Genomic DNA, 18,203 nt, shown 5'->3' with positions numbered 1-18,203 from the left:
GCTGGGACAGGCTGTCGAACGACATCCGCTCGATGGGGAGGCGCTCGGCCCGATGAGTCAGCAGTTCGGCGACTACCAGAACGAGATCTACATCAACGGCCTGTTCGGGCGGCTGCCCGCGCTGCCGATGGACTTCGCCGAGCTCGCGCGGCGCGCGGAGGCCGCGCTGCCCGCCGGGCTCTGGTCCTACGTCGCGGGCGGGGCCGGGGACGAGCGGACCCAGGACGCGAACGTGCGGGCCTTCGACGGCTGGGGGCTGGTGCCGCGCATGCTGGTCGGCGCCGCGCAGCGCGACCTGAGCGTGGAGCTGTTCGGGCGGACGCTGCCGACGCCGCTGTTCATGGTCCCGGTCGGCGTCATCGGGCTCTGCGCGCAGGACGGGCACGGCGATCTCGCGACCGCGCGGGCGGCGGCGCGCACGGGCGTGCCGATGATCGCCTCGACGCTGACGGTCGACCCGCTGGAGGAGGTCGCCAAGGAGTTCGGCGAGACGCCGGGCTTCTTCCAGCTCTACACCCCGACCGACCGCGAGCTCGCGGCGAGCCTGGTCCAGCGGGCGGAGGCGGCCGGCTTCGCCGGGATCGTGGTCACGCTGGACACCTGGGTCACCGGCTGGCGCCCGCGCGACCTGGCGACGGGCAACTTCCCGCAGCTTCGCGGCCACTGCCTGGCGAACTACTTCACCGACCCGGTCTTCCGCTCCCGCCTGGCCAAGACCCCGGAGGAGGACCCGACCACGGCGGTCCTCACCTGGACCCAGCTCTTCGGCAACCCGCTGACCTGGGACGATCTGGAGTGGCTGCGCTCGCTGACCCGGCTGCCGCTGATCCTCAAGGGCATCTGCCACCCGGACGACGCCCGCCGCGCCCGGGACGCGGGCGTGGACGGGCTCTACTGCTCGAACCACGGCGGCCGCCAGGCCAACGGCGGCCTCCCCGCGCTGGACGTCCTCCCGGGCGTGGTCGAGGCGGCGGACGGGCTCCCGGTCCTCTTCGACTCCGGCGTCCGCTCGGGCGCAGACGCGATCAAGGCGCTGGCGCTGGGCGCGACGGCGGTCGGCGTCGGCCGCCCCTACGCCTACGGCCTGGCGCTGGGCGGCACGGACGGCATCGTGCACGTGCTGAAGACGCTGCTCGCGGAGGCCGACCTCATCATGGCCGTCGACGGCTACCCCGCGCTCGCGGACCTCCGCGCGACGGACGCGCTGCGGCGCGTGCGGGTGTAGCGCGGCGGGTGTAGCGCGGCAGGTGTAGCGAGGACGCGCCGCGCAGCCACATGCTCGGCGCGCCCCTGCGCGGGTCAGCGGACGGTCGCGAGGAAGGCGCGGACTGCCGCGGCGGCGCCACTTCCCCGCGTTGAGACCACCAACCCGGGAGGGGCTGACCGCAGCCTGCCCGCGTCCACACCGGCCCGCAAGCGGAAGGGCGCGCGCTATCTGACGCAAAGTCATTGACCGTGCATCGCTCCACCCATGACTCTGTACACATGTTCAGAACGCTTGTTCAGAACGACCGACCCACCCTCGGCTCCGCCTTCGACGTCGCCGTCGTCGGCGCGGGCATGGCAGGGATGGCGACCGCGCTCCGCCTCCAGGCGGCCGGGCTGTCGACCGTCGTGCTGGAGGCGCACGGCCACGCGGGCGGCTGCGCCGGCTACTACCGCAAGCGCGGATTCTCCTTCGATGTCGGGGCCACCACGCTGGTCGACTTCGAGGCGGGCGGCGTGGGCGCGGAGCTGCTCGACAGCGTCGGGCTCGGCCCACTCGACGCGGAGCCGCTGCCCGGCTACCGCGCCTTCCTGCCCGACCGCGAGCTCGTGCTCCACCGCGACCCGGACCGTTGGCACGCCGAACGGCTGCGGGTGCTCGGCGAGAGCGAGCGCCACCGCCGCTTCTGGGCGCTGCTCGACCGGCTCGCCGAGATCTTCTGGCAGGCCAGCCGGGCCGGCGTGCGGCTGCCCGTGCGCGGACCGGCAGCCGCCGTGCAGGACGCCCGCGCGATCGGCGCGGCCGGACTGCCGCTCGCCCGCTATCTGCGCTGGACGCTGGGCGACGCCCTGCGACAGCACGGACTGCGCGGCGACCTGCCGCTGACCGGGCTGCTCGGCATGCTCGTCGAGGACACCGTGCACACGCGTCTCGACGACGCCCCACTGATCAACGCCGCACTCGGCGTCACCATCCGCGGCGCCGGGCTGAGCCGGCACGCGGGCGGGATGCACGGCTTCTGGCGCGCCCTGGTGTCCCACTACCGGGCACTCGGCGGCCAGTTGCGGTTCGCGTCCGCCGTCACGGGGGTGGACGGTGGCCCGGACCGGTACTCGCTGACGACGCGCCGCGGCACGATCGCGGCCCGGCGCGTCGTCTGCGCGATCCCGGCGTCGGCCACGGCGCGGATCTGCGCGACGCTGCCGGTAACGGCAAGGCTGCGCCCGTTCCTGCGGCGGGACGCGGACGCGATGGGCGGCGCCTGCGTGGTGCTGCTCGGCGTGCCGGAGGACGAGGTGGCCGACCAGGAATTGACGCATCACCAACTCATGCACAGCTACAACGGACCTCTGGGAGAGGGCAACAACATGTTCGTCTCCGTCTCCGCCCCCGGCGACACGCTCAGCGCCCCTCCCGGACACCGTGCGGTCATGATCTCCACCCACACCGAACTCGGCGCCTGGCAGGGCCTGCCGGAGGGCGAGTACCAGCAGCGCAAGAAGGAGATCACCGAGCGCCTGATCCACCAGGCACGCCGCGCCTACCCACGCCTGGGCGAGCACGCCGTCATCACCCAGGCCGGAACCCCGCGCAGCTACGAGCATTTCGCCTTCCGCCCACTCGGCGCGGTCGGCGGGCCGCGCCAACGCCTGGGCAACACCAACCAGCACGCGGTCCCGCACGACCTCGCGGGGCGCGGAAGCGGGCTGTGGCTCGTCGGCGACTCCACCTGGCCGGGGCTCGGCACGGTCGCCTGCGTCCTGGGCAGCCGCATCGTCGCGGCGGGGATGCTGAGCGAGAAGGGCTTCCGACGATGACGCCCCGGCCCCCGGAGCAGGCACCGCCGCAGGCGCCGACGACCCGCGGCCGACCCGCCGACGCACCGAGCCTGGCGGACCTCGGCGCGGATCTGCTGCTGACCTCCCCCGCACGCCGCGCGCTCGCGCTCGGACGCCCCTGCGCGGCCGTCGCCGGCTTCGCCGCGGCCGCCTGGGCGGGCTGGTGGTGGGCGACCCCGTTGCTGATGTTCGGCGCCTTCGTCTCGGTCGTGACGGCGACCCACGACGTGGTGCACCGCGCGCTCGGACTGTCCCGGCGGGGCTCGGACCTGGCCCTGTTCGCCCTCGGACTCGTGCTGCTGGAGAGCGGGCACGCCTATCGGGCCTCACACAGCCAGCATCACCGGATCTTCCCGCATCCGGACGACCCCGAGGGCCGTCCCGCCGACCTGGGCTTCCTCCGGGCGGTCTGCTACGGACCGGTCTTCCTGCCACGGCTGTGGTGGTGGGCCTTCCGCCGCGCGCCCGGGGGACCGGCGCGGCGCTGGCTGCTCGCCGAGGCGGCGGCGCCGTTCGCCGTGCTCGGGGCGGGCGTCTGGCTCCGGCCCTACACTCCCGGTGTGCTGATCTACGCGGTGCTGGCGATCGTCGGGAGCTGGGTCTACCCGTTGCTGACGGTGCATCTGCCCCATCACGGCTACGGCGACTCACCGTTGACGCAGACCCGGACGCTCCGCGGACGCCTGCTGCCGGCGCTGTTCCTGGAGCTGACCTATCACCTGGAGCACCACCTCTACCCGCAGGTCCCCAGCCATCACCTCCCGGAGCTCTCCCGCCGCCTGGACGGCTACCTCCGCTCGCACGGCGTCCGGCCGGTGCGCGTTGTCTGACACGCGCAGCCGCGTCATCGACGCCGCCCTGGCCAGCCTGGTCGCCCACGGCTACAGCGGCACCACCGCGCGCGCGATAGCGCAGCGCGGCGGCTTCGCGCCGGGGGTGATCTACTACCACTTCACCGATCTGGACGACCTGTTGGTCGCCGCACTCACCCACACCTGCACCGCGCGGGTGCGGCGCTACCGCGAGGTGCTGGAGGGCGTCGACAAGGCCCGCCCGGCGGTCACCGCGCTGCGCGCGCTCTACCAGGAGGACTCCGACTCCGGCCACGTCGCCGCCGTTCAGGAGATCTACGCGGGCGCCCGCCCCGGCACCCGCCTGGCCGAGCAGCTCGCGACGGAGACCCGCCACTGGGAAGTACTCGCCGAGGACCTGCTGACCACACTGCTACGCGGCAAGCCCCTCGCCTCGGTGGTCCGTGTACCGGTCGCCGCCCGCGCGGCGGTGGCCTTCTACCTCGGTATGGAGACCCTCACCCACCTGGACCAGGACCGCAGCCGCCCGACCGAACTCTTCGACCAGGCGGCGCGGTTGGCCACCGTCTTCGACCGGATCCCGCGCGTGCGCCGCAACCGTCACACGTCCCGACCGCTCTGACCGCTCTCCCCCGGCGCGACCACCGCGACCGCCGCGACCGGCTCAGAACCAGGCGTAGGCGGGCAGCGTGTGGAGGCCCAGGGAGGCGCCGAGGGCGCGGGAGAGGTGGTCGCCCGCGAGTTCCGCGCGGGTGCCGAAGAGGACGGCTTCCGGGCCCGAGGAGACCTTCGCTGCGGCGAGGCGTTCGCGGGCGTCGGCGATGCCGTGCTCGATGGCCATGTCCGCGTCCGCGGGCAGGTCGCCGGGCTCGAACTCGGCCGTTCCTGTGCCCACGCCGAGCGCGGCGAGGCGCTCGCGGAGGACTGCCTCCAGCGGCAGTACCGGGCAGAAGCCGAGCAGGAAGTCGAGGACGGTGAAGAACTCGACGGTGTCCAGCACCTCCTCCCGCCACACCGGCCAGGCCGGCTCCGGCGCGGGCTCGGGCGTGCTGCGACCGAGGTAGTCGCTGAGCGGGCGGAGCCGGAAGCCGCGACGGAACGCGGCGAACTCGGCCTCCGAGCCCGCCTCGACGGGTGCGGTGCGGCCGGTCATGCCGACCAGCGTGGTGTCGGCGCGGATGACGTCCGTGACGCCGTCGGGGATCCGCTCCTGTCGGCCGGGGCCGACGAGCAGATGGTTCCCCGCCGCGCCGCCCGTGCTGCGGGAGCCGACGAAGCCGATGTAGCTGGTGTCCAGGTCCTGCGCGGCCAGTACGTAGGGGCGCCCGGTCTCGGGGACGCTCAGCACCCACGGCTCGGTGCGCAGGTCCAGCCACGCCCACGCGGAGGGGGGTCCGCCCGGACCGCTCGGCGCGGTCTCGTGCTGGAACACGCCGAATCCCGCGCCCTCGACGACCTGCCGGTAGAGCGCGCGGTAGTTCTCCAGCAGGGCATAGCCCCAGATCCACCCCTCGGCGGCGGTACGGCGGATCTCCTCGACGGGCGGGAATGCCATCTGCGCCTCTTCCTGCCGTGCTGGCCTCCTCACTCCCGAGGGTGGTCCAGACGGGGCCGTTGCGCCACCCGGGGGAGGCCACCAGGGTGGCCGCACGTTCCCCCGCGCGCCTCAGGCCCGCGCGGGTAGGACCCGGCCGGCGACCTCGCCGAAACCGATGACCGTGCCGTCCGGGCCCGGCGCGGTGGCCGTGATCACGACCTCGTCGCCGTCCTCCACGAAGGCCCGGGTGGTGCCGTCGGCCAGGGTGGTCGGGCGCTCGCCGTTCCAGGTGAGCTCGATGAGCGCGCCCTCGGTGCCCCGTTCCGGACCGCTGACCGTGCCGGAGGCGAACAGGTCGCCGGGCCGGACGCTCGCGCCGTTGACCGTCATGTGGGCGAGCTGCTGGGCGGCGGTCCAATACATGGCGGCGAACGGCGGCCGGGAGACGACGGTGCCGTTGAGCCGGACCTCGAGCGCGATGTCGAGGCCCCACGGCTCCTTGTCGTCACGGTCGTCCAGGTAGGGCAGCGGCTCGACGTCGCGCGCGGGCGGGGCGACGCGGGCGTGGGCGAGCGCGTCGAGCGGGACCACCCACGGGGAGACGGAGGTCGCGAAGGACTTGCCGAGGAACGGGCCGAGCGGCACATACTCCCAGGCCTGGATGTCACGCGCGGACCAGTCGTTGACCAGGCAGACGCCGAACACGTGCTCGGCGAAGTCGGCCAGCGGCACAGCAGTGCCGAGCTCGGAGGGCGCGCCGACGACGAAGCCCACCTCGGCCTCGATGTCCAGCCTGCGGCTCGGCCCGAAGCTGGGCGCGGCGTCGGCCGGTGCCTTGCGCTGGCCCTGCGGGCGGACGACCGGCGTGCCGGAGACGACGACCGTGCCGGAGCGGCCGTGGTAACCGATGGGCAGGTGCTTCCAGTTGGGAGTGAGCGGCTCGGAGCCGGGCCGGAACAGGTGGCCCAGGTTGGTGGCGTGGTGCTCGGAGGCGTAGAAGTCGACGTAGTCCCCGACCTCGAAGGGCAGGTGCAGGGCGACCTCGGCGCGCGGCGTGAGGTGCGGCTCGACGGCGGCGCGGAACGCCGGGTCGGTCAGCCATGCGGTGAGCTGCGCGCGGACCAGGGTCCAGGTCGGACGCCCGGCGGCCAGCAGCGGGTTGAGGCTGCGCGCCGCCAGGAGCGTCACCAGTTCCGCGTCGAGACCGAGCTCCGCGGCCACTGCTCCGGGGTCGAGAACCTGGTCGCCGACCGCCACGCCGATCCTGCGGCGCTCGTCACCGGGGGTGGTGAAGACGCCGTAGGGGAGGTTGTGCAGGCCGAACGGCGAGTCGGAGGGGAGGTCCAGCCAGGATGCGGTGGTCACGCGAACTCCAGAGCAGAGGGGTCGGTGGCGGATCGGGGCCGCGGGGGCGAACCTGTCCCGTTTTTCGGGACAGCGTCAATGCGGCGTTGACGCTGTCATGGAAATCGGGACAGATTCGCCCTCCGCGGCCCGGCCCGCCGTTACGGAAGCAGGCCGAGGACCGTCAGGTCTTCCAGCGGTTCGAGGATGCTGCACGTCCCGTACGCGGTGAAAGCCCTGCGCGCCGCGGCGGCCTGGTCAGGCGTCAGGTCCGCCGCCACCGCCGCCAGGCCCTCGCTGCCGTGGTCGGCCAGGACCTCGGCGACGGCCACGGCGTCCGCACCCTGCACCGCGAAGTGGGTCGCGAGCAGGATGTTGAGGAAGCCGTGGTGGGTGAAGCCGGTCGCCGGGTCGGTGTGCCGGACGGCGTGGTGCAGGCCGGCGGTGCACTTGAACGCCACCTCGCGCGCCGCGCAGCCGGTGACGAACGCCGCCAGCTCGTCCGCGTCGGGGAACGCCTGCGGCTCCAGGCCGCCGGTGCGGTACTTGGCCCGGTAGGGCGAGGCGGCGACGACGTCCAGGGTCAGCTCCAGACCCGGGCCGCGTCGCAGCTCGACCGCGCCGCTGACGTGCTGGCCGGGCAGCTCGCGGTCCAGCGCCGCGCAGCCGCGGGCCGCCGCCTCGGCGGGGCTGCCCTCCGCGTCCGGCCCCAACTCGACGCCGACCAGGTGCAGTCCCGGCCACTTGGCGACCTCGGCGATCGCGGCCGCCAGCGCGGCCGGTCCGGAGCGGACGACGAGCACGACATCCAGCAGCCCCTGGGCGGACACCTCCTCCGCTGCCGCGCCGACCTCGGCGACCCGGTCCGCGCCGAGCAGGAACGGCCCGACCAGCGGCGCGTACCAGGCGCGCAGGTGGGCCCGGTGCGCCGGGACGGCGTCCACGACCGGCGCGTTGCCGGGCGGGAACAGCGCCGCGTCGTCGCACAGGCCCGCGAAGAGCAGGGGAACCGAGTGAATGGGCCTCACTCCGCCGACCCCTCCGCCGCCGTGCCGTCCTGCGGACCGCGTCCGCTCCAGCTCCAGGCGTAGCGGCCGTCGTCCGTGGCCCGGCCGCCCTCGGCGAGTTCGAGCGGACGGAAGGTGTCGACCATGACCGCCAGCTCGTCGAAGAACTCCGCGCCGATGCTGCGCTCGTACGCGCCGGGCTGCGGGCCGTGCGTGTGGCCGCCGGGGTGCAGCGAGACGCTGCCCTGGCCGATGCCGGAGCCCTTGCGGGCCTCGTAGTTCCCGCCGCAGTAGAACATGACCTCGTCGCTGTCCACGTTGGAGTGGTAGTACGGCACCGGGATCGACAGCGGGTGGTAATCGACCTTGCGGGGCACGAAGTTGCAGATGACGAAGTTGTTGCCCTCGAAGACCTGGTGCGCGGGCGGCGGCTGGTGGATCCGGCCGGTGATCGGCTCGTAGTCCGCGATGTTGAAGGCGTAGGGGTAGAGGCAGCCGTCCCAGCCGACCACGTCGAAGGGGTGCGTCGGCAGCACGAAGACCGAGCCGCCGATCCCGCCGCCGACGCGGTGCTTGACGTAGACCTCGACGTCGCCGTCGTCCTCCACGAGCAGCGGGCCCACCGGGCCGCGCAGGTCGCGCTCACAGAAGGGGGCGTGCTCCAGCAGCTGCCCGAACTTGGACAGGTAGCGCTTCGCCGGGGTGATGTGGCTGTTCGCCTCGATCGCGTAGAGCCGCAGCGGGGCGTCACCGGTGGGCAGCCAGCGGTGCGTGGTGGCGCGCGGGATGACCACGTAGTCGCCCTGGTGCACCTCGATGCTGCCGAAGACGCTCTCCAGCACGCCGCTGCCGGACTCCACGTAGACGCACTCGTCCCCTATCCCGTTGCGGTAGAGGGGGGACGGCAGCCCGGCGGCGACGTAGGCGATCCGCAGGTCCGCGTTGGCCAGGATCACCCGGCGGTCGCGGACCGGGTCGGCCTGCCGCCAGGACGCGCCGGGGAAGAGCTCGTGCAGCTTGAAGTGGAAGGGCTTGAGCGGGTGGTTCGCCTCCGGCTTGCCCTCGTCGACGCGCCACACCCGGCTGTCGACCATCGCGGAGGGAATCGCGCGGTGGTAGAGCAGCGAAGAGTCGGAGGAGAAGCCCTCCTCCCCCATCAGCTCCTCGTAGTGCAGCGAGCCGTCCGCCGCACGGTGCTGCGTGTGCCGCTTGGGCGGGATCGCGCCCACGCTGCGGTAGTAGGCCACCTTCGTCGCCTCCCGGGCTGCTTGTGCTGGTCCTGGCAACCTGACACGACCAGTATTGACGATCAGCAGTACAGGGCCTAGCTTCGCTCGCTGACAATGTCCGGCCGTCGAGCTGCGCAATCTGCCAAGCTGGACCCCCGAGGAGAGGCCCTCAGATGGAAGCACAGCGCAGAAAACCGGACCAGCTGGACGTGCTGCTGATCCGCGCGCTGGCCGACCATCCGCGTGCCGGGTTCCTGGAGCTGTCCCGGCTGACCGGTGTCTCCCGGGCCACAGTCCAGGCCCGGATCCAGCGACTGGAGGCCGATGGGGTGATCACCGGCCACGGTCCGGACGTCGATCTGGCGGCGGCGGGCTTCCCGGTGCTGGCCTTCGTGAACCTGGAAATCAACCAGGGCGGCCTGGACGAGCTCGCACTGGAGCTGTCGAAGGTCCCCGGCGTACTGGAGGCGTACGGCACCACCGGCGCCAGCGACGTGATCTGCCGTGTCGGGGCCACCTCGCACGACGGGCTGCAACAGACGCTGATCGAGATCAGCAGGATTCCCGGGGTGGGGCGGTCGACCAGCGTTATCGCGCTCTCGCAGGTGGTCGCCCCGCGCTACCTGCCGCTGCTGGAGGCGGAGGAACGGCCGCGCCCGAGCCGCGTGCCGACCACCGCTGGGCAGCGGCCGGAGCGCGACTCGGGCGCGTGAGGGAACGGCTGACGGGCAGGTCAGTCGTTCCAGTGCGGGCGGAGCGTCACGGTGATGATGGTGCGGTACTCGGCCGGCTGCGCCGCGCCGACGGTGTAGAGCGCGGCCGGGTTCGTGCCCAGCGTCGTGCCGACGGCCGGCAGCGGCTTCGGGGTCGAGTAGCCCGCGAAGAGCATGGTCAGCGAGCCGTCCTCGTTCTGGACGACGGTCGGGTCGTAGACGCGGCCCGAGTAGTAGCCGGAGATGCCGAGCGCGCCGCCGTTCGCGTTCAGCTGCCCGAGCGCGGCGAAGCTGTAGTCGGTGCCGATCAGCTTCTGCGGCGCGGTCCAGTTGATGCCGTCCCGCGAGGACGCGTAGAAGATCTGGTTGAACGCGTCGCTGTCGCCGTCCGAGGCGTACGCGCCGGAGAGGAAGAGGCCGAGGCTGCCGTCGGGGTTGGTGATGACGGTGCCGCGCGAGCCGATCCAGCGCAGCACGCTGTCGCTGTTGGAGGTCGGGTCGCCCAGGCCGGAGATCTGGCCGAGGTCGGTGAAGTGCAGGCCGTCGGTCGTGTAGGCGGCGCGGACGGCCGTGTAGTCCTCGTTGTTGCCGAACAGCGACTTGGCCTTGTTCTTGCCCTCACCGATCTTGGCCAGCGTCGCGTACGGCGCGACCGCCGCACCCGGCGCGCCGACGCTGCTGCCGGAGGCGACCGTGCCGGTGCCGCCGGAGCAGCCGGTCAGGTCGGTGGCATCCTGGCCGGTGCAGGTCACCTGGACGATCCCGGCCGCGGTGCCGAGGCTCACGGTGATCGAACCGCCGGTCCGCTGCAGCTGCGCGGTACTGCCGACGGGCAGCGTGGCGGCGGGCAGGGTGACCGCGGCCGTCGTGACTGTGGGCGTGTAGTAGTTGACGATCTTCTCGGTGTAGAGGACGCCCACGCTGCCCGCGGGCGCGCCCGCCAGGTGCGGGACGGTGCTGATGATGCCGTCGGGGGCGATCAGGCCGCTCGTCCGGTCGGCCCCGGCCGGGATGATCGCGTCGGCGGTGACGGCGTCGCCCGCGGCGACGTGCACGCCCGCCGCGTCGCGGGTCGTGCAACCGGTGAAGGCGGTCGCAGTGGCTGTGTTGTCGTTGCAGTCGACGACGTGGCCGTCGACGGTGAAGTGGCCGGGCTGCTCGAACGCGGCCGTGCTGCCGACCTGGATCGTCACGCCCGCGCCGCCGGGGCCGGCCGGGACGTCCACGGCCGCCGTGGCGGCGGTGCTGCCGCCCTGGCCGACCGGCTCGGCGGCGGGCAGGCCGGCGAGCGGGTTGTCGCCCTTCGGGGTCAGCGTATGCACGATCAGGTCGACGCCGAGGCGGTCGCCGGTCGGGCGGTTCAACGTGTAGAGGTACTGCTTGCCGTGGACCTTGAGCACGAAGGCGTGGCCCTGGCCGTCGTCGTTGGTGTTGCCGTTCGGGCAGAGGCCCGCGTTCTGCTCCAGCGCCTCGCCCGTGTACTTCCAGGTGCGGCCGTGGTCCTTGGAGACGGCGGAGACGACCGCCTCGTCGCCGTCCTTGGGCCAGTAGTCGAACAGGCCGGTGAGGGTGTCGCCGCCGTTCGTGCTGGTCACGAAGGGGAAGTAGTACGGCTGCATCGGCAGCGTGGTGTGCTGGGACTGCCGCACGACCGCACCGGTCTCCGGCGTCGGGCCGCCGCTCGCGCAGTAGCCGGTCAGCGGGCCCGGCGTGCCGGTGACGCCGCTGGCGGCCGGGACCGCACCGGAGGCGGCGGGGTCGACGGCGAGGTTCGGGTAGGTCACGCCGCCGACGGTGATCGTGCCGGCGCCGCCGGTCGCGTAGGTCGGCAGGCTGAGGCCGTAGGACTGACCAGCCGTCAGGTCGCCCTGGGCCAGGGTCCACGGGCCGCCCTTGACCTTGGCGACAACGGGCGTGCCGACGCTGTAGCTCAGCGTTCCACCGTGGTGCGCGGGCCGGGCGTCCGCACCGAACGCCTGGCCGAGCACGGCGGCGGTCGCGGCGAGGCCGACGACGCCGATGGCGCAGGCCGTCGTGATCCGACGACGACGAGGCATGGGGGTCCCTTCCAGGGGCTGGGTGCTACGGGAGCTGACGGGGAGTCGGCGTGATCCTGACCCATCGGTCCAGACCTGTGGGAGGGGTCCCGGGCACTGTTCACCGAGCGTTCGCAAGCCGTCCGTCCCGTGGTCGCGCGGGCCGCGCGGCGCGCCGGGGCCGGTGCGATTCGTCCGAAGTGCCGGTTCCCGCAAAGGAATACATGGCTCCGTGTACGGCCTTGTACGCTGCGGAGTCATTCGATGTGCACATCTTTGAGGGGATCGACCATGACGATGCGCCTCGGCCTCGGCCTGCCGCAGTTCCGCCAGTACACGCCGGGCAAGGATGTGGCGGCGGTCGCCCGCGCGGCGGAGGAGATCGGCTACGACAGCCTCTGGGTCTTCGAACGCCTGCTGGTGCCCACCGAGCCGACTCAGGGGCTCTACGGTGTGCCCGGTCTGCCCTGGCCCGATTTCTACCGGGGGGTCGCCGAGCCGCTGATGACGCTGGCGACGGCGGGCGCGGTGACCGAGCGCGTCGAACTCGGCAGCAGCGTGCTGATCGCCTCCCTGCACGTGCCGTTCCAGCTCGCCAAGCAACTCGCGACGCTCGACGCGGCGACGGGCGGCCGGGTGCTGGCCGGCTTCGGCACGGGCTGGTCCCACGACGAGTTCGCCGCCGCGAGCGTCGCTCCCTTCGCCGAGCGCGGCAGGCAGTTGGACGAGCTGCTGGACGTCCTGGCGGCGGTCTGGGGCCCCGACCCGGTCTCCTACCAGGGCACGTGGTCGACGGTCGAGCCGTCGGTGGTCGGCCCGAAGCCGGCCCGTCCGATACCGGTTCTGCTGGCGGGCAGCAGCCCGAAGGCACTGGCCCGCGTCGCCCGCCGCGCGGACGGCTGGCTGCCGGTGGGGGTCCCCCTCGACAAGCTGCCCGCCGTCTGGGCGGGCGTCCGCGAGGCGGCGGAGGGATACGGCCGCGACGCCTCCGCGCTGCGGATCTCGGGCCGGGCGAACGTCCAGATCACCCCGCAGGCCCTCCCGGAGACGGGCCGCCAGCCGTACACCGGCAGCCGTGAGCAGATCGTCGCCGACGTGGTGACCTCCGCCGAGGCCGGCATGCACGAGCTCCTGCTCGACCTCCAGGGCAGCGCGGCGGGCGCGAAGGAGCTCATCGACCTCGCTGCGGACTTCCACGCCGCGGCCCGCGCCGCCGGCGCCTGACGCCACCGGCGCGGCCGGCGCGGGGTCAGGCCGGCCGCTGCGCCGGGGCCACCGCGCCGGATCGCCCGGCGGCCCCGAGCGCGGCGGCGAACTGCCCGGCGGTGATCATCACCTCGCGCGTGCCCGGACTGCGCAGGCGAAGTCCCCTGCCAACGTGCAGTTCCACCGGCCGCCCGGGCCCGCCGAGACGGTCGGCCGGCGCCCTGCCCAGCGTGCCGGAGCCGCAACAGAGGTCCATCACCATCGCCGCACCGGGCCGGGCCAGCGCCGTGGCCTGCTGCACCAGGAACTCCGTGCGCGGACGCGGCACGAAGACCCCGGGATCGACGGGCCCTCAGTACCCGTGCCGGGCCCGTTGCTCTCCGGCGATGCGGTCGACCACCTCCTTGGCCTCCCGCAATCCCGCGCCGGTGCGCGTGCGGTAGACCTTGATCGCCTGGATCAGCTTGCCGGCGCGCACCAGCTCCACGACGTCCGCGAACTCCACTGCCGCCGAGTGCGCCGCCCGCTCCACCCGCGCTGCCCCGCCGTCCTCGACCGGCCCGAGCCGGGCCAGCACGGCGTCCAGCTTCGCCTCGATCGCAGCCAGGCGCTGCTCCACCGTCACCTTGTCCATGGGGTCCATGCAGCGACAATATTCGGCGGCGCTCCCGCGCGTCCCGCTCTACGCTGCATTCCCGTGATGATCACTCGGGCCGACGGCCTCACCCTGGACACCGACCCCGCCCGCATCGACCTCGCGCGCGTCCACACCTGGCTCTCCACCGACGCCTTCTGGGCCCTGGGCCGGAGCCGCGAGACCACCGCGCTCTCGATCGCGAACTCACTCGTCTTCGGCGTCTACTCGCCGGACGCGGCAGGCGGCGAGCAACTGGCCTTCGCCCGGGTCGTCACCGACTACGCCACCTTCGGTTGGCTCTGCGACGTCTACGTCGCGCCCGAGGTGCGCGGCAAGGGCATCGGAACCTGGCTCGCCGAAGCGGTGGTCGCGGAACTCGCGCCCTATCACCTGAAGCGGTTGATGCTGGCCACCGTGGACGCGCACGAGGTCTACGCCCGCGCCGGCTTCCAGACGGTGCCCGACGAGGGCCGCCTCATGATCATCTTCAATCCGCCCGCCGAGGCCGCCGAGGCACCCTCCTAGACTCTGGGCCGTGACGAAGCTCTTCCTGATCCTCCACATCCTCGCCGTGATCGTGGCCATCGGCCCAGTCGCGATCGCCGCCAGCATGTTCCCGCCCCTGGCCCGCAAGGCGCTCAGCTCCTCCGGCGATGCCGGGACCGACCGCTCGGCAGACCTGGCGACGCTCGGCGTGCTGAACCGTATCTGCAAGGTCTACGCCCTGGTCGGGCTGGCCGTGCCGCTGTTCGGCTTCGCGGCGGCAGGGGTCATGAAGGTCACCGGCCAGACCTGGGTGATCGTCTCGATCGTGCTGACCGGGCTCGCCGCGGTACTGCTGGCGGCGCTGGTGCTGCCGCGCCAGACGGAGCTGTTGACCGGCGAGGGCGCGGGCGGCCGCGAGGTGGGCGTGAAGGACACCAAGCAGCTGGCCATGTTCACGGGCATCTTCAACCTGCTCTGGGCCGCGGTGACGATCATCATGATCGTTCGCCCCGGATCCACTCTGGGCCACTGACGCCCTGCCGCCGAGGAATCAACGTCGCGGCGGGGCGGTTGTCCCGAGCATGAATGACGACGACCTCCCCTCCGCGCCCGCACCCCTCATCCAGCTCCTGCAGCTGCCGGGCCTGCCCGCACCCACCGGCGGCGCGCCGGCCTGCGGCCCGGACGGCTGCGCGGTTCCGCAGGCCGAAGAGGTCGGGGCGCACACGAACCAAGATCGGTAAATGCTTCACGCGTGACATTTACCGATCTTGGTATTCACAGCTGAGGATCGTCACGCCCAGGCCCTCGTTGCCCTTCAGCCCAACGACGCCGGTATCCGGCGTCAGCGTGCGCGAGCGGTGGTCTCCGCGAGGGCGGCGAAGATCAGCGCCGTGGAGGTCGCGCCCGGGTCCTGGTGGCCGATGCTGCGTTCGCCCAGGTAGGAGGCGCGGCCCTTGCGGGCCTGCATGGGGACGGTCGCCCGCGCACCCTCGTCCGCCGCGTCGGCCGCGGCCCGCGCGGCCACGACGAGGCCGAGGCCCGCTGCGACCGCGTCGTCGAACGCCTTCACCGCCGGGGTCAGCGCGTCGACCATCGTCTTGTCCCCCGCTGCCGCCGCGCCGAGCGCCCGGACCGAGTCGAGCCCCGCGCGCAGCGCGAGCGCCAGCTGGTCGGCGTCCGCCTCCGGCGTGGCCAACTGTTTACCCATGGCGCGGAACGCCGACCCGAAGAGCGGTCCCGACGCGCCGCCGACGCTGGAGATCAGCGTCATGCCGACCTTGGTCAGCAGCTGGCCGACCGTCTCCGGCTCGAATCCCCCGCTCAGCGCGGCCGTCACCGCTGTGAACCCGCGCTGCAGGTTCGCTCCGTGGTCGGCGTCGCCGATCGCCGCGTCCAGCTCGGTGAGTTCGTCCTTGTGAGCGGAGACGGTCGCTGCTACCGCCGTCATCCAGTCCTGTCCGGCCGCCACGTCCAGCGTGTCCAGCCCCGTTCCGGCGCTGCCGCCGGCTCCCCCGTGATCGTTCGTGTTCACACTCGCATCCTTTCCCCCGGTTTGATGCATGGTCAACTCGACTCACAGGCCCCAGCGAAGCGCGGGCGTGTTCACAGGCGCGTCCCACAGTTCCAACAGTTCGTCGTCGGCCCGGCACAGGGTGAACGAGGCGCCCGCCATGTCGAGGCTGGTGACGTAGTTGCCGACCAGGCTGCGCACGATGCTGATGTCCCGCTCGGCGAGCAGTCGCGAGGCTTCGTGGAAGAGGATGTACAGCTCGGAGAGCGGCGTCGCGCCCAGCCCGCTGACCATCGCGATCACCTCCACGCCGTCCTGCCTCTCCCCCTGCGCGCCGAACAGCGGCTCGGCCAGGATCGCGTCCAGCGCCAGCGCCGCGACCTCCCGCGCGGAGGCGAGCTTCTCGCGGCTGCGGCCCGGCTCGCCGTGGATGCCGACGCCGACCTCCATCTCGTCCTCGGGCAGCAGGAAGCCGGGCTTGCCGTTCGCCGGCGTCGTGCACGCCGTCAGCGCCACTGCGAAGGAGCGGGAGTTGGCGTTGACCCGGCGTCCCATGTCGGCGACGTCCGCGAGGCTCTCACCGCGCTCCGCCAGCGCGCCGGCGATCTTCTCGACGAAGACCGTGGCCCCTGTGCCACGTCGGCCCGCCGTCCAGGTGGAGTCGCGGACCGCGACGTCGTCGTCGACGAGGACCGTCTCGACGGCGACCCCGGTGTCCTCCGCCGCGAGCTCCGCGGCCATCTGGAAGTTGAGCACGTCGCCGGTGTAGTTCTTGACGACGAAGACGACCCCCGCGCCGCCGTCGACCGCCTGAGCGGCGGCGAGAATCTGGCCGGGCACGGGCGAGGTGAAGACCTCCCCCGGGCAGGCCGCGTCCAGCATGCCGACGCCGACGAACCCGCCGTGCAGCGGCTCGTGCCCGTAGCCGCCGCCCGAGACCAGCGCGACCTTGCCCGGTTGGGTCGCGGCGCGCCGCGCGACGAACGGCCCGTCCGGCCCCTCCGCCTGGACGCGCAGCGCGGGATGTGCGGCAGCCAGCCCGGCAAGGCTGTCCGCGACGAAGGACTCGGCGGAATTGAGGAACTTCTTCACGACGAACCTCCGGGAACGCGGGGACCGGGACATGTCGGACACGTCGAACACGCACGACCCGGCTTCGACATCGACGAGCCGCGAATCTAGCATCGCGGCATGACCGAGAGCAGCAACGCGCCCACCGATCGTGTCCGAGTTCTGTCTTCGAACGAAGAATCGGTCAGGAGGAGCGAAGAAGCCCGCAGACTCGTCGGACTGGTCCTCGTCTCGCACAGCTCGAAACTCGCCGCCGGTCTGCGCGAGCTGCTCGACCCGCTGGGCGGCGGACTCGTCCGCGTCGAGACGGCGGGCGGCTCGGAGGACGGCACGGCCGAGGGCGGGCTGGGAACCAGCTACGAACGGATCGAGGCCGCAGTCGCGGCGGCCGACGCCGGAGCCGGGGTGCTGCTCCTGCCGGACCTCGGCAGCTCGGTGCTGACCGCCCGGCTGGTGCTCGCCGATCTGGGTCGCGCCAACGCCCAACTGGTGGACGCTCCGTTCGTCGAAGGCGGCGTCGCGGCCGTCGTCGCGGCGTCGACCGGCGCGTCGCTCGCGGACGTGGCCGCGGCGGCACGCGAGGCGCGCACGGTCCCCAAGTTCTGAGCAGCCCGTTCGTTCGAAAGGCACACCGCCCCGCCCGCCTGGGACAATGAACCGAGCATCACACGGCAAGCCGAACAAGAGAGTGAGGGCTCCGTGGGCAGTCCCGTCGACCAGCTGGTGGACCTACTCGACCTCGAGCAGATCGAGGTCAACATCTTCCGCGGACGCAGCCCCGAGGAGTCGCTCCAGCGTGTCTTCGGCGGCCAGGTCGCCGGCCAGGCGCTGATCGCGGCCGGCCGCACCGTCGACCGCGACCGTCCGGTGCACTCGCTGCACGCCTACTTCCTGCGTCCCGGCATGCCCGGCGTCCCGATCGTCTACCAGGTCGACCGGATCCGCGACGGCCGGTCGTTCACCACCCGCCGCGTCCTCGGCGTGCAGCAGGGCCGCACGATCTTCGCGCTGACGGCCGACTTCCACCTGCCCGAGGAGTCCCCCTTCGAGCACCAGACGCCGATGCCGGAGGTCCCCTCGCCGGAGTCGGTGCCCTCGGCGCTGGACGAGGTCGGGTCGGTGCTGGGCGAGCTCCCGCCGTTCATCAGCCGCCGCCAGCCCTTCGACCTGCGCTACGTCGAGCGGCTGCGCTGGACCGAGGAGGAGCTCAAGGGCGTGGAGCCGCGCAGCGCGGTCTGGCTGCGCACCAACGGCACCCTCCCTGACGACCCACTGATCCACACCTGCGCGGTCACCTACGCGAGCGACATGACGCTGCTGGACTCCGTCCGCATCCCGGTCGAGCCGCTCTGGGGTAAGCGGCACTTCGACATGGCCTCGCTCGACCACGCCATGTGGTTCCACCGGCCGTTCCGCGCCGACGAGTGGCTGCTGTACCAGCAGGAGTCGCCCGTCGCGGTGGGCGGGCGCGGCCTCGCGCGCGGGCAGATCTTCGACCGGAGCGGGCAACTCGTGGTCTCCGTGATGCAGGAGGGGCTCTTCCGCCGCATCGCGTAACCGTCGTGGG

19 protein-coding genes and 1 pseudogene are annotated in these 18,203 nt (G+C 72.8%); 11 read left to right on the top strand and 9 right to left on the bottom strand.

The annotated features are described in order from the left end of the window. The first annotated feature begins 52 nt into the window (after positions 1-52). The 4 genes from ABIA32_RS16910 to ABIA32_RS16895 all read left to right on the top strand — a co-directional run bounded on the left by ABIA32_RS16910 (position 53) and on the right by ABIA32_RS16895 (position 4,479). Positions 53-1,225: an alpha-hydroxy-acid oxidizing protein gene (locus tag ABIA32_RS16910; protein ID WP_370095869.1), complete on the top strand. Its 1,173-nt coding sequence runs from the start codon at positions 53-55 to the stop codon at positions 1,223-1,225. Positions 1,226-1,485: 260 nt separating this feature from the next. Next, the gene (locus ABIA32_RS16905) at positions 1,486-3,024 is read left to right on the top strand and encodes a phytoene desaturase family protein (RefSeq protein WP_370095867.1); all 1,539 of its coding nucleotides are present in this window, start codon (positions 1,486-1,488) and stop codon (positions 3,022-3,024) included. Further along, on the top strand, positions 3,021-3,875 hold the full coding sequence (locus ABIA32_RS16900; RefSeq protein WP_370095865.1) for a fatty acid desaturase: 855 nt from the start codon (positions 3,021-3,023) through the stop codon (positions 3,873-3,875). Before ABIA32_RS16905 ends, ABIA32_RS16900 begins: the two co-directional genes overlap by 4 nt. Then, positions 3,868-4,479, top strand: a complete 612-nt coding sequence (locus ABIA32_RS16895; RefSeq protein WP_370095863.1) for a TetR/AcrR family transcriptional regulator — start codon at positions 3,868-3,870, stop codon at positions 4,477-4,479. Before ABIA32_RS16900 ends, ABIA32_RS16895 begins: the two co-directional genes overlap by 8 nt. Positions 4,480-4,521: 42 nt before the next feature. On the opposite strand, the gene ABIA32_RS16890 is transcribed toward ABIA32_RS16895, so the two are convergent. The 4 genes from ABIA32_RS16890 to ABIA32_RS16875 all read right to left on the bottom strand — a co-directional run bounded on the left by ABIA32_RS16890 (position 4,522) and on the right by ABIA32_RS16875 (position 8,992). Further along, complete coding sequence (locus ABIA32_RS16890) at positions 4,522-5,412, bottom strand: DUF1254 domain-containing protein (protein WP_370095861.1); 891 nt, start codon at positions 5,410-5,412, stop codon at positions 4,522-4,524. Between the two features lie 111 nt (positions 5,413-5,523). After that, positions 5,524-6,759 (bottom strand): fumarylacetoacetase, encoded by a 1,236-nt coding sequence (fahA, locus tag ABIA32_RS16885; RefSeq protein ID WP_370095859.1) that lies wholly within the window; start codon positions 6,757-6,759, stop codon positions 5,524-5,526. 140 nt (positions 6,760-6,899) lie between these two features. Continuing rightward, entirely contained in the window at positions 6,900-7,766 is an 867-nt protein-coding gene (locus tag ABIA32_RS16880) for a hypothetical protein (RefSeq protein ID WP_370095857.1), read from the bottom strand. Further along, positions 7,763-8,992 carry a homogentisate 1,2-dioxygenase gene (locus ABIA32_RS16875; protein ID WP_370095855.1) on the bottom strand — a complete coding sequence of 410 codons (1,230 nt, stop codon included), beginning with the start codon at positions 8,990-8,992 and terminating at the stop codon, positions 7,763-7,765. The genes ABIA32_RS16880 and ABIA32_RS16875 overlap by 4 nt, the downstream gene beginning before the upstream one ends. A gap of 155 nt (positions 8,993-9,147) precedes the next feature. Here ABIA32_RS16875 and ABIA32_RS16870 point away from each other — a divergent pair, with 155 nt between their 5' ends. Continuing rightward, positions 9,148-9,687 (top strand): Lrp/AsnC family transcriptional regulator, encoded by a 540-nt coding sequence (locus ABIA32_RS16870; protein ID WP_370095852.1) that lies wholly within the window; start codon positions 9,148-9,150, stop codon positions 9,685-9,687. 20 nt (positions 9,688-9,707) lie between these two features. On the opposite strand, the gene ABIA32_RS16865 is transcribed toward ABIA32_RS16870, so the two are convergent. Next, a complete protein-coding gene (locus tag ABIA32_RS16865; RefSeq protein WP_370095849.1) occupies positions 9,708-11,744 on the bottom strand; it encodes a hypothetical protein in 2,037 nt (678 codons plus the stop codon). Between the two features lie 270 nt (positions 11,745-12,014). On the opposite strand from ABIA32_RS16865, the gene ABIA32_RS16860 reads away from it, so the two are divergent. Next, a complete protein-coding gene (locus tag ABIA32_RS16860) occupies positions 12,015-12,947 on the top strand; it encodes an LLM class F420-dependent oxidoreductase (RefSeq protein ID WP_370095847.1) in 933 nt (310 codons plus the stop codon). 154 nt (positions 12,948-13,101) lie between these two features. Here ABIA32_RS16860 and ABIA32_RS16855 read toward each other — a convergent pair. Together ABIA32_RS16855 and ABIA32_RS16850 are read right to left on the bottom strand one after the other, a co-directional pair. After that, a pseudogene (locus ABIA32_RS16855) lies at positions 13,102-13,275 on the bottom strand (putative protein N(5)-glutamine methyltransferase); the annotation flags it as partial. Positions 13,276-13,281: 6 nt separating this feature from the next. After that, on the bottom strand, positions 13,282-13,572 hold the full coding sequence (locus tag ABIA32_RS16850; RefSeq protein ID WP_370095845.1) for a hypothetical protein: 291 nt from the start codon (positions 13,570-13,572) through the stop codon (positions 13,282-13,284). Positions 13,573-13,629: 57 nt separating this feature from the next. Between ABIA32_RS16850 and ABIA32_RS16845 the strand changes: the two genes are divergently transcribed. Genes ABIA32_RS16845 through ABIA32_RS16835 form a run of 3 tightly spaced genes read left to right on the top strand, consistent with a single transcriptional unit; the run spans position 13,630 to position 14,795 of the window. Continuing rightward, positions 13,630-14,091 (top strand): GNAT family N-acetyltransferase, encoded by a 462-nt coding sequence (locus ABIA32_RS16845; RefSeq protein ID WP_370096171.1) that lies wholly within the window; start codon positions 13,630-13,632, stop codon positions 14,089-14,091. Between the two features lie 10 nt (positions 14,092-14,101). After that, on the top strand, positions 14,102-14,584 hold the full coding sequence (locus ABIA32_RS16840; protein ID WP_370095843.1) for a hypothetical protein: 483 nt from the start codon (positions 14,102-14,104) through the stop codon (positions 14,582-14,584). Between the two features lie 49 nt (positions 14,585-14,633). Then, positions 14,634-14,795 carry a hypothetical protein gene (locus ABIA32_RS16835; RefSeq protein WP_370095841.1) on the top strand — a complete coding sequence of 54 codons (162 nt, stop codon included), beginning with the start codon at positions 14,634-14,636 and terminating at the stop codon, positions 14,793-14,795. A gap of 101 nt (positions 14,796-14,896) precedes the next feature. Here the strand turns inward: ABIA32_RS16835 and dhaL are convergent, their stop codons facing one another. Then, positions 14,897-15,502 (bottom strand): dihydroxyacetone kinase subunit DhaL, encoded by a 606-nt coding sequence (gene dhaL / locus ABIA32_RS16830; RefSeq protein ID WP_370096170.1) that lies wholly within the window; start codon positions 15,500-15,502, stop codon positions 14,897-14,899. A gap of 126 nt (positions 15,503-15,628) precedes the next feature. Then, positions 15,629-16,657: a dihydroxyacetone kinase subunit DhaK gene (dhaK, locus tag ABIA32_RS16825; protein ID WP_370095839.1), complete on the bottom strand. Its 1,029-nt coding sequence runs from the start codon at positions 16,655-16,657 to the stop codon at positions 15,629-15,631. Positions 16,658-16,756: 99 nt separating this feature from the next. Here dhaK and ABIA32_RS16820 point away from each other — a divergent pair, with 99 nt between their 5' ends. Continuing rightward, complete coding sequence (locus tag ABIA32_RS16820) at positions 16,757-17,242, top strand: PTS-dependent dihydroxyacetone kinase phosphotransferase subunit DhaM (RefSeq protein ID WP_370095837.1); 486 nt, start codon at positions 16,757-16,759, stop codon at positions 17,240-17,242. A gap of 93 nt (positions 17,243-17,335) precedes the next feature. After that, a complete protein-coding gene (tesB, locus tag ABIA32_RS16815) occupies positions 17,336-18,193 on the top strand; it encodes an acyl-CoA thioesterase II (protein WP_370095835.1) in 858 nt (285 codons plus the stop codon). Positions 18,194-18,203 lie beyond the last annotated feature (10 nt).

This window comes from Streptacidiphilus sp. MAP12-20, assembly GCF_041262525.1.
Classification (GTDB): Bacteria; Actinomycetota; Actinomycetes; order Streptomycetales; family Streptomycetaceae; genus Streptacidiphilus.
The sequence above is the reverse complement of the archived record's forward strand: the minus strand, read 5'-3'. Positions and strand labels throughout refer to the sequence as shown.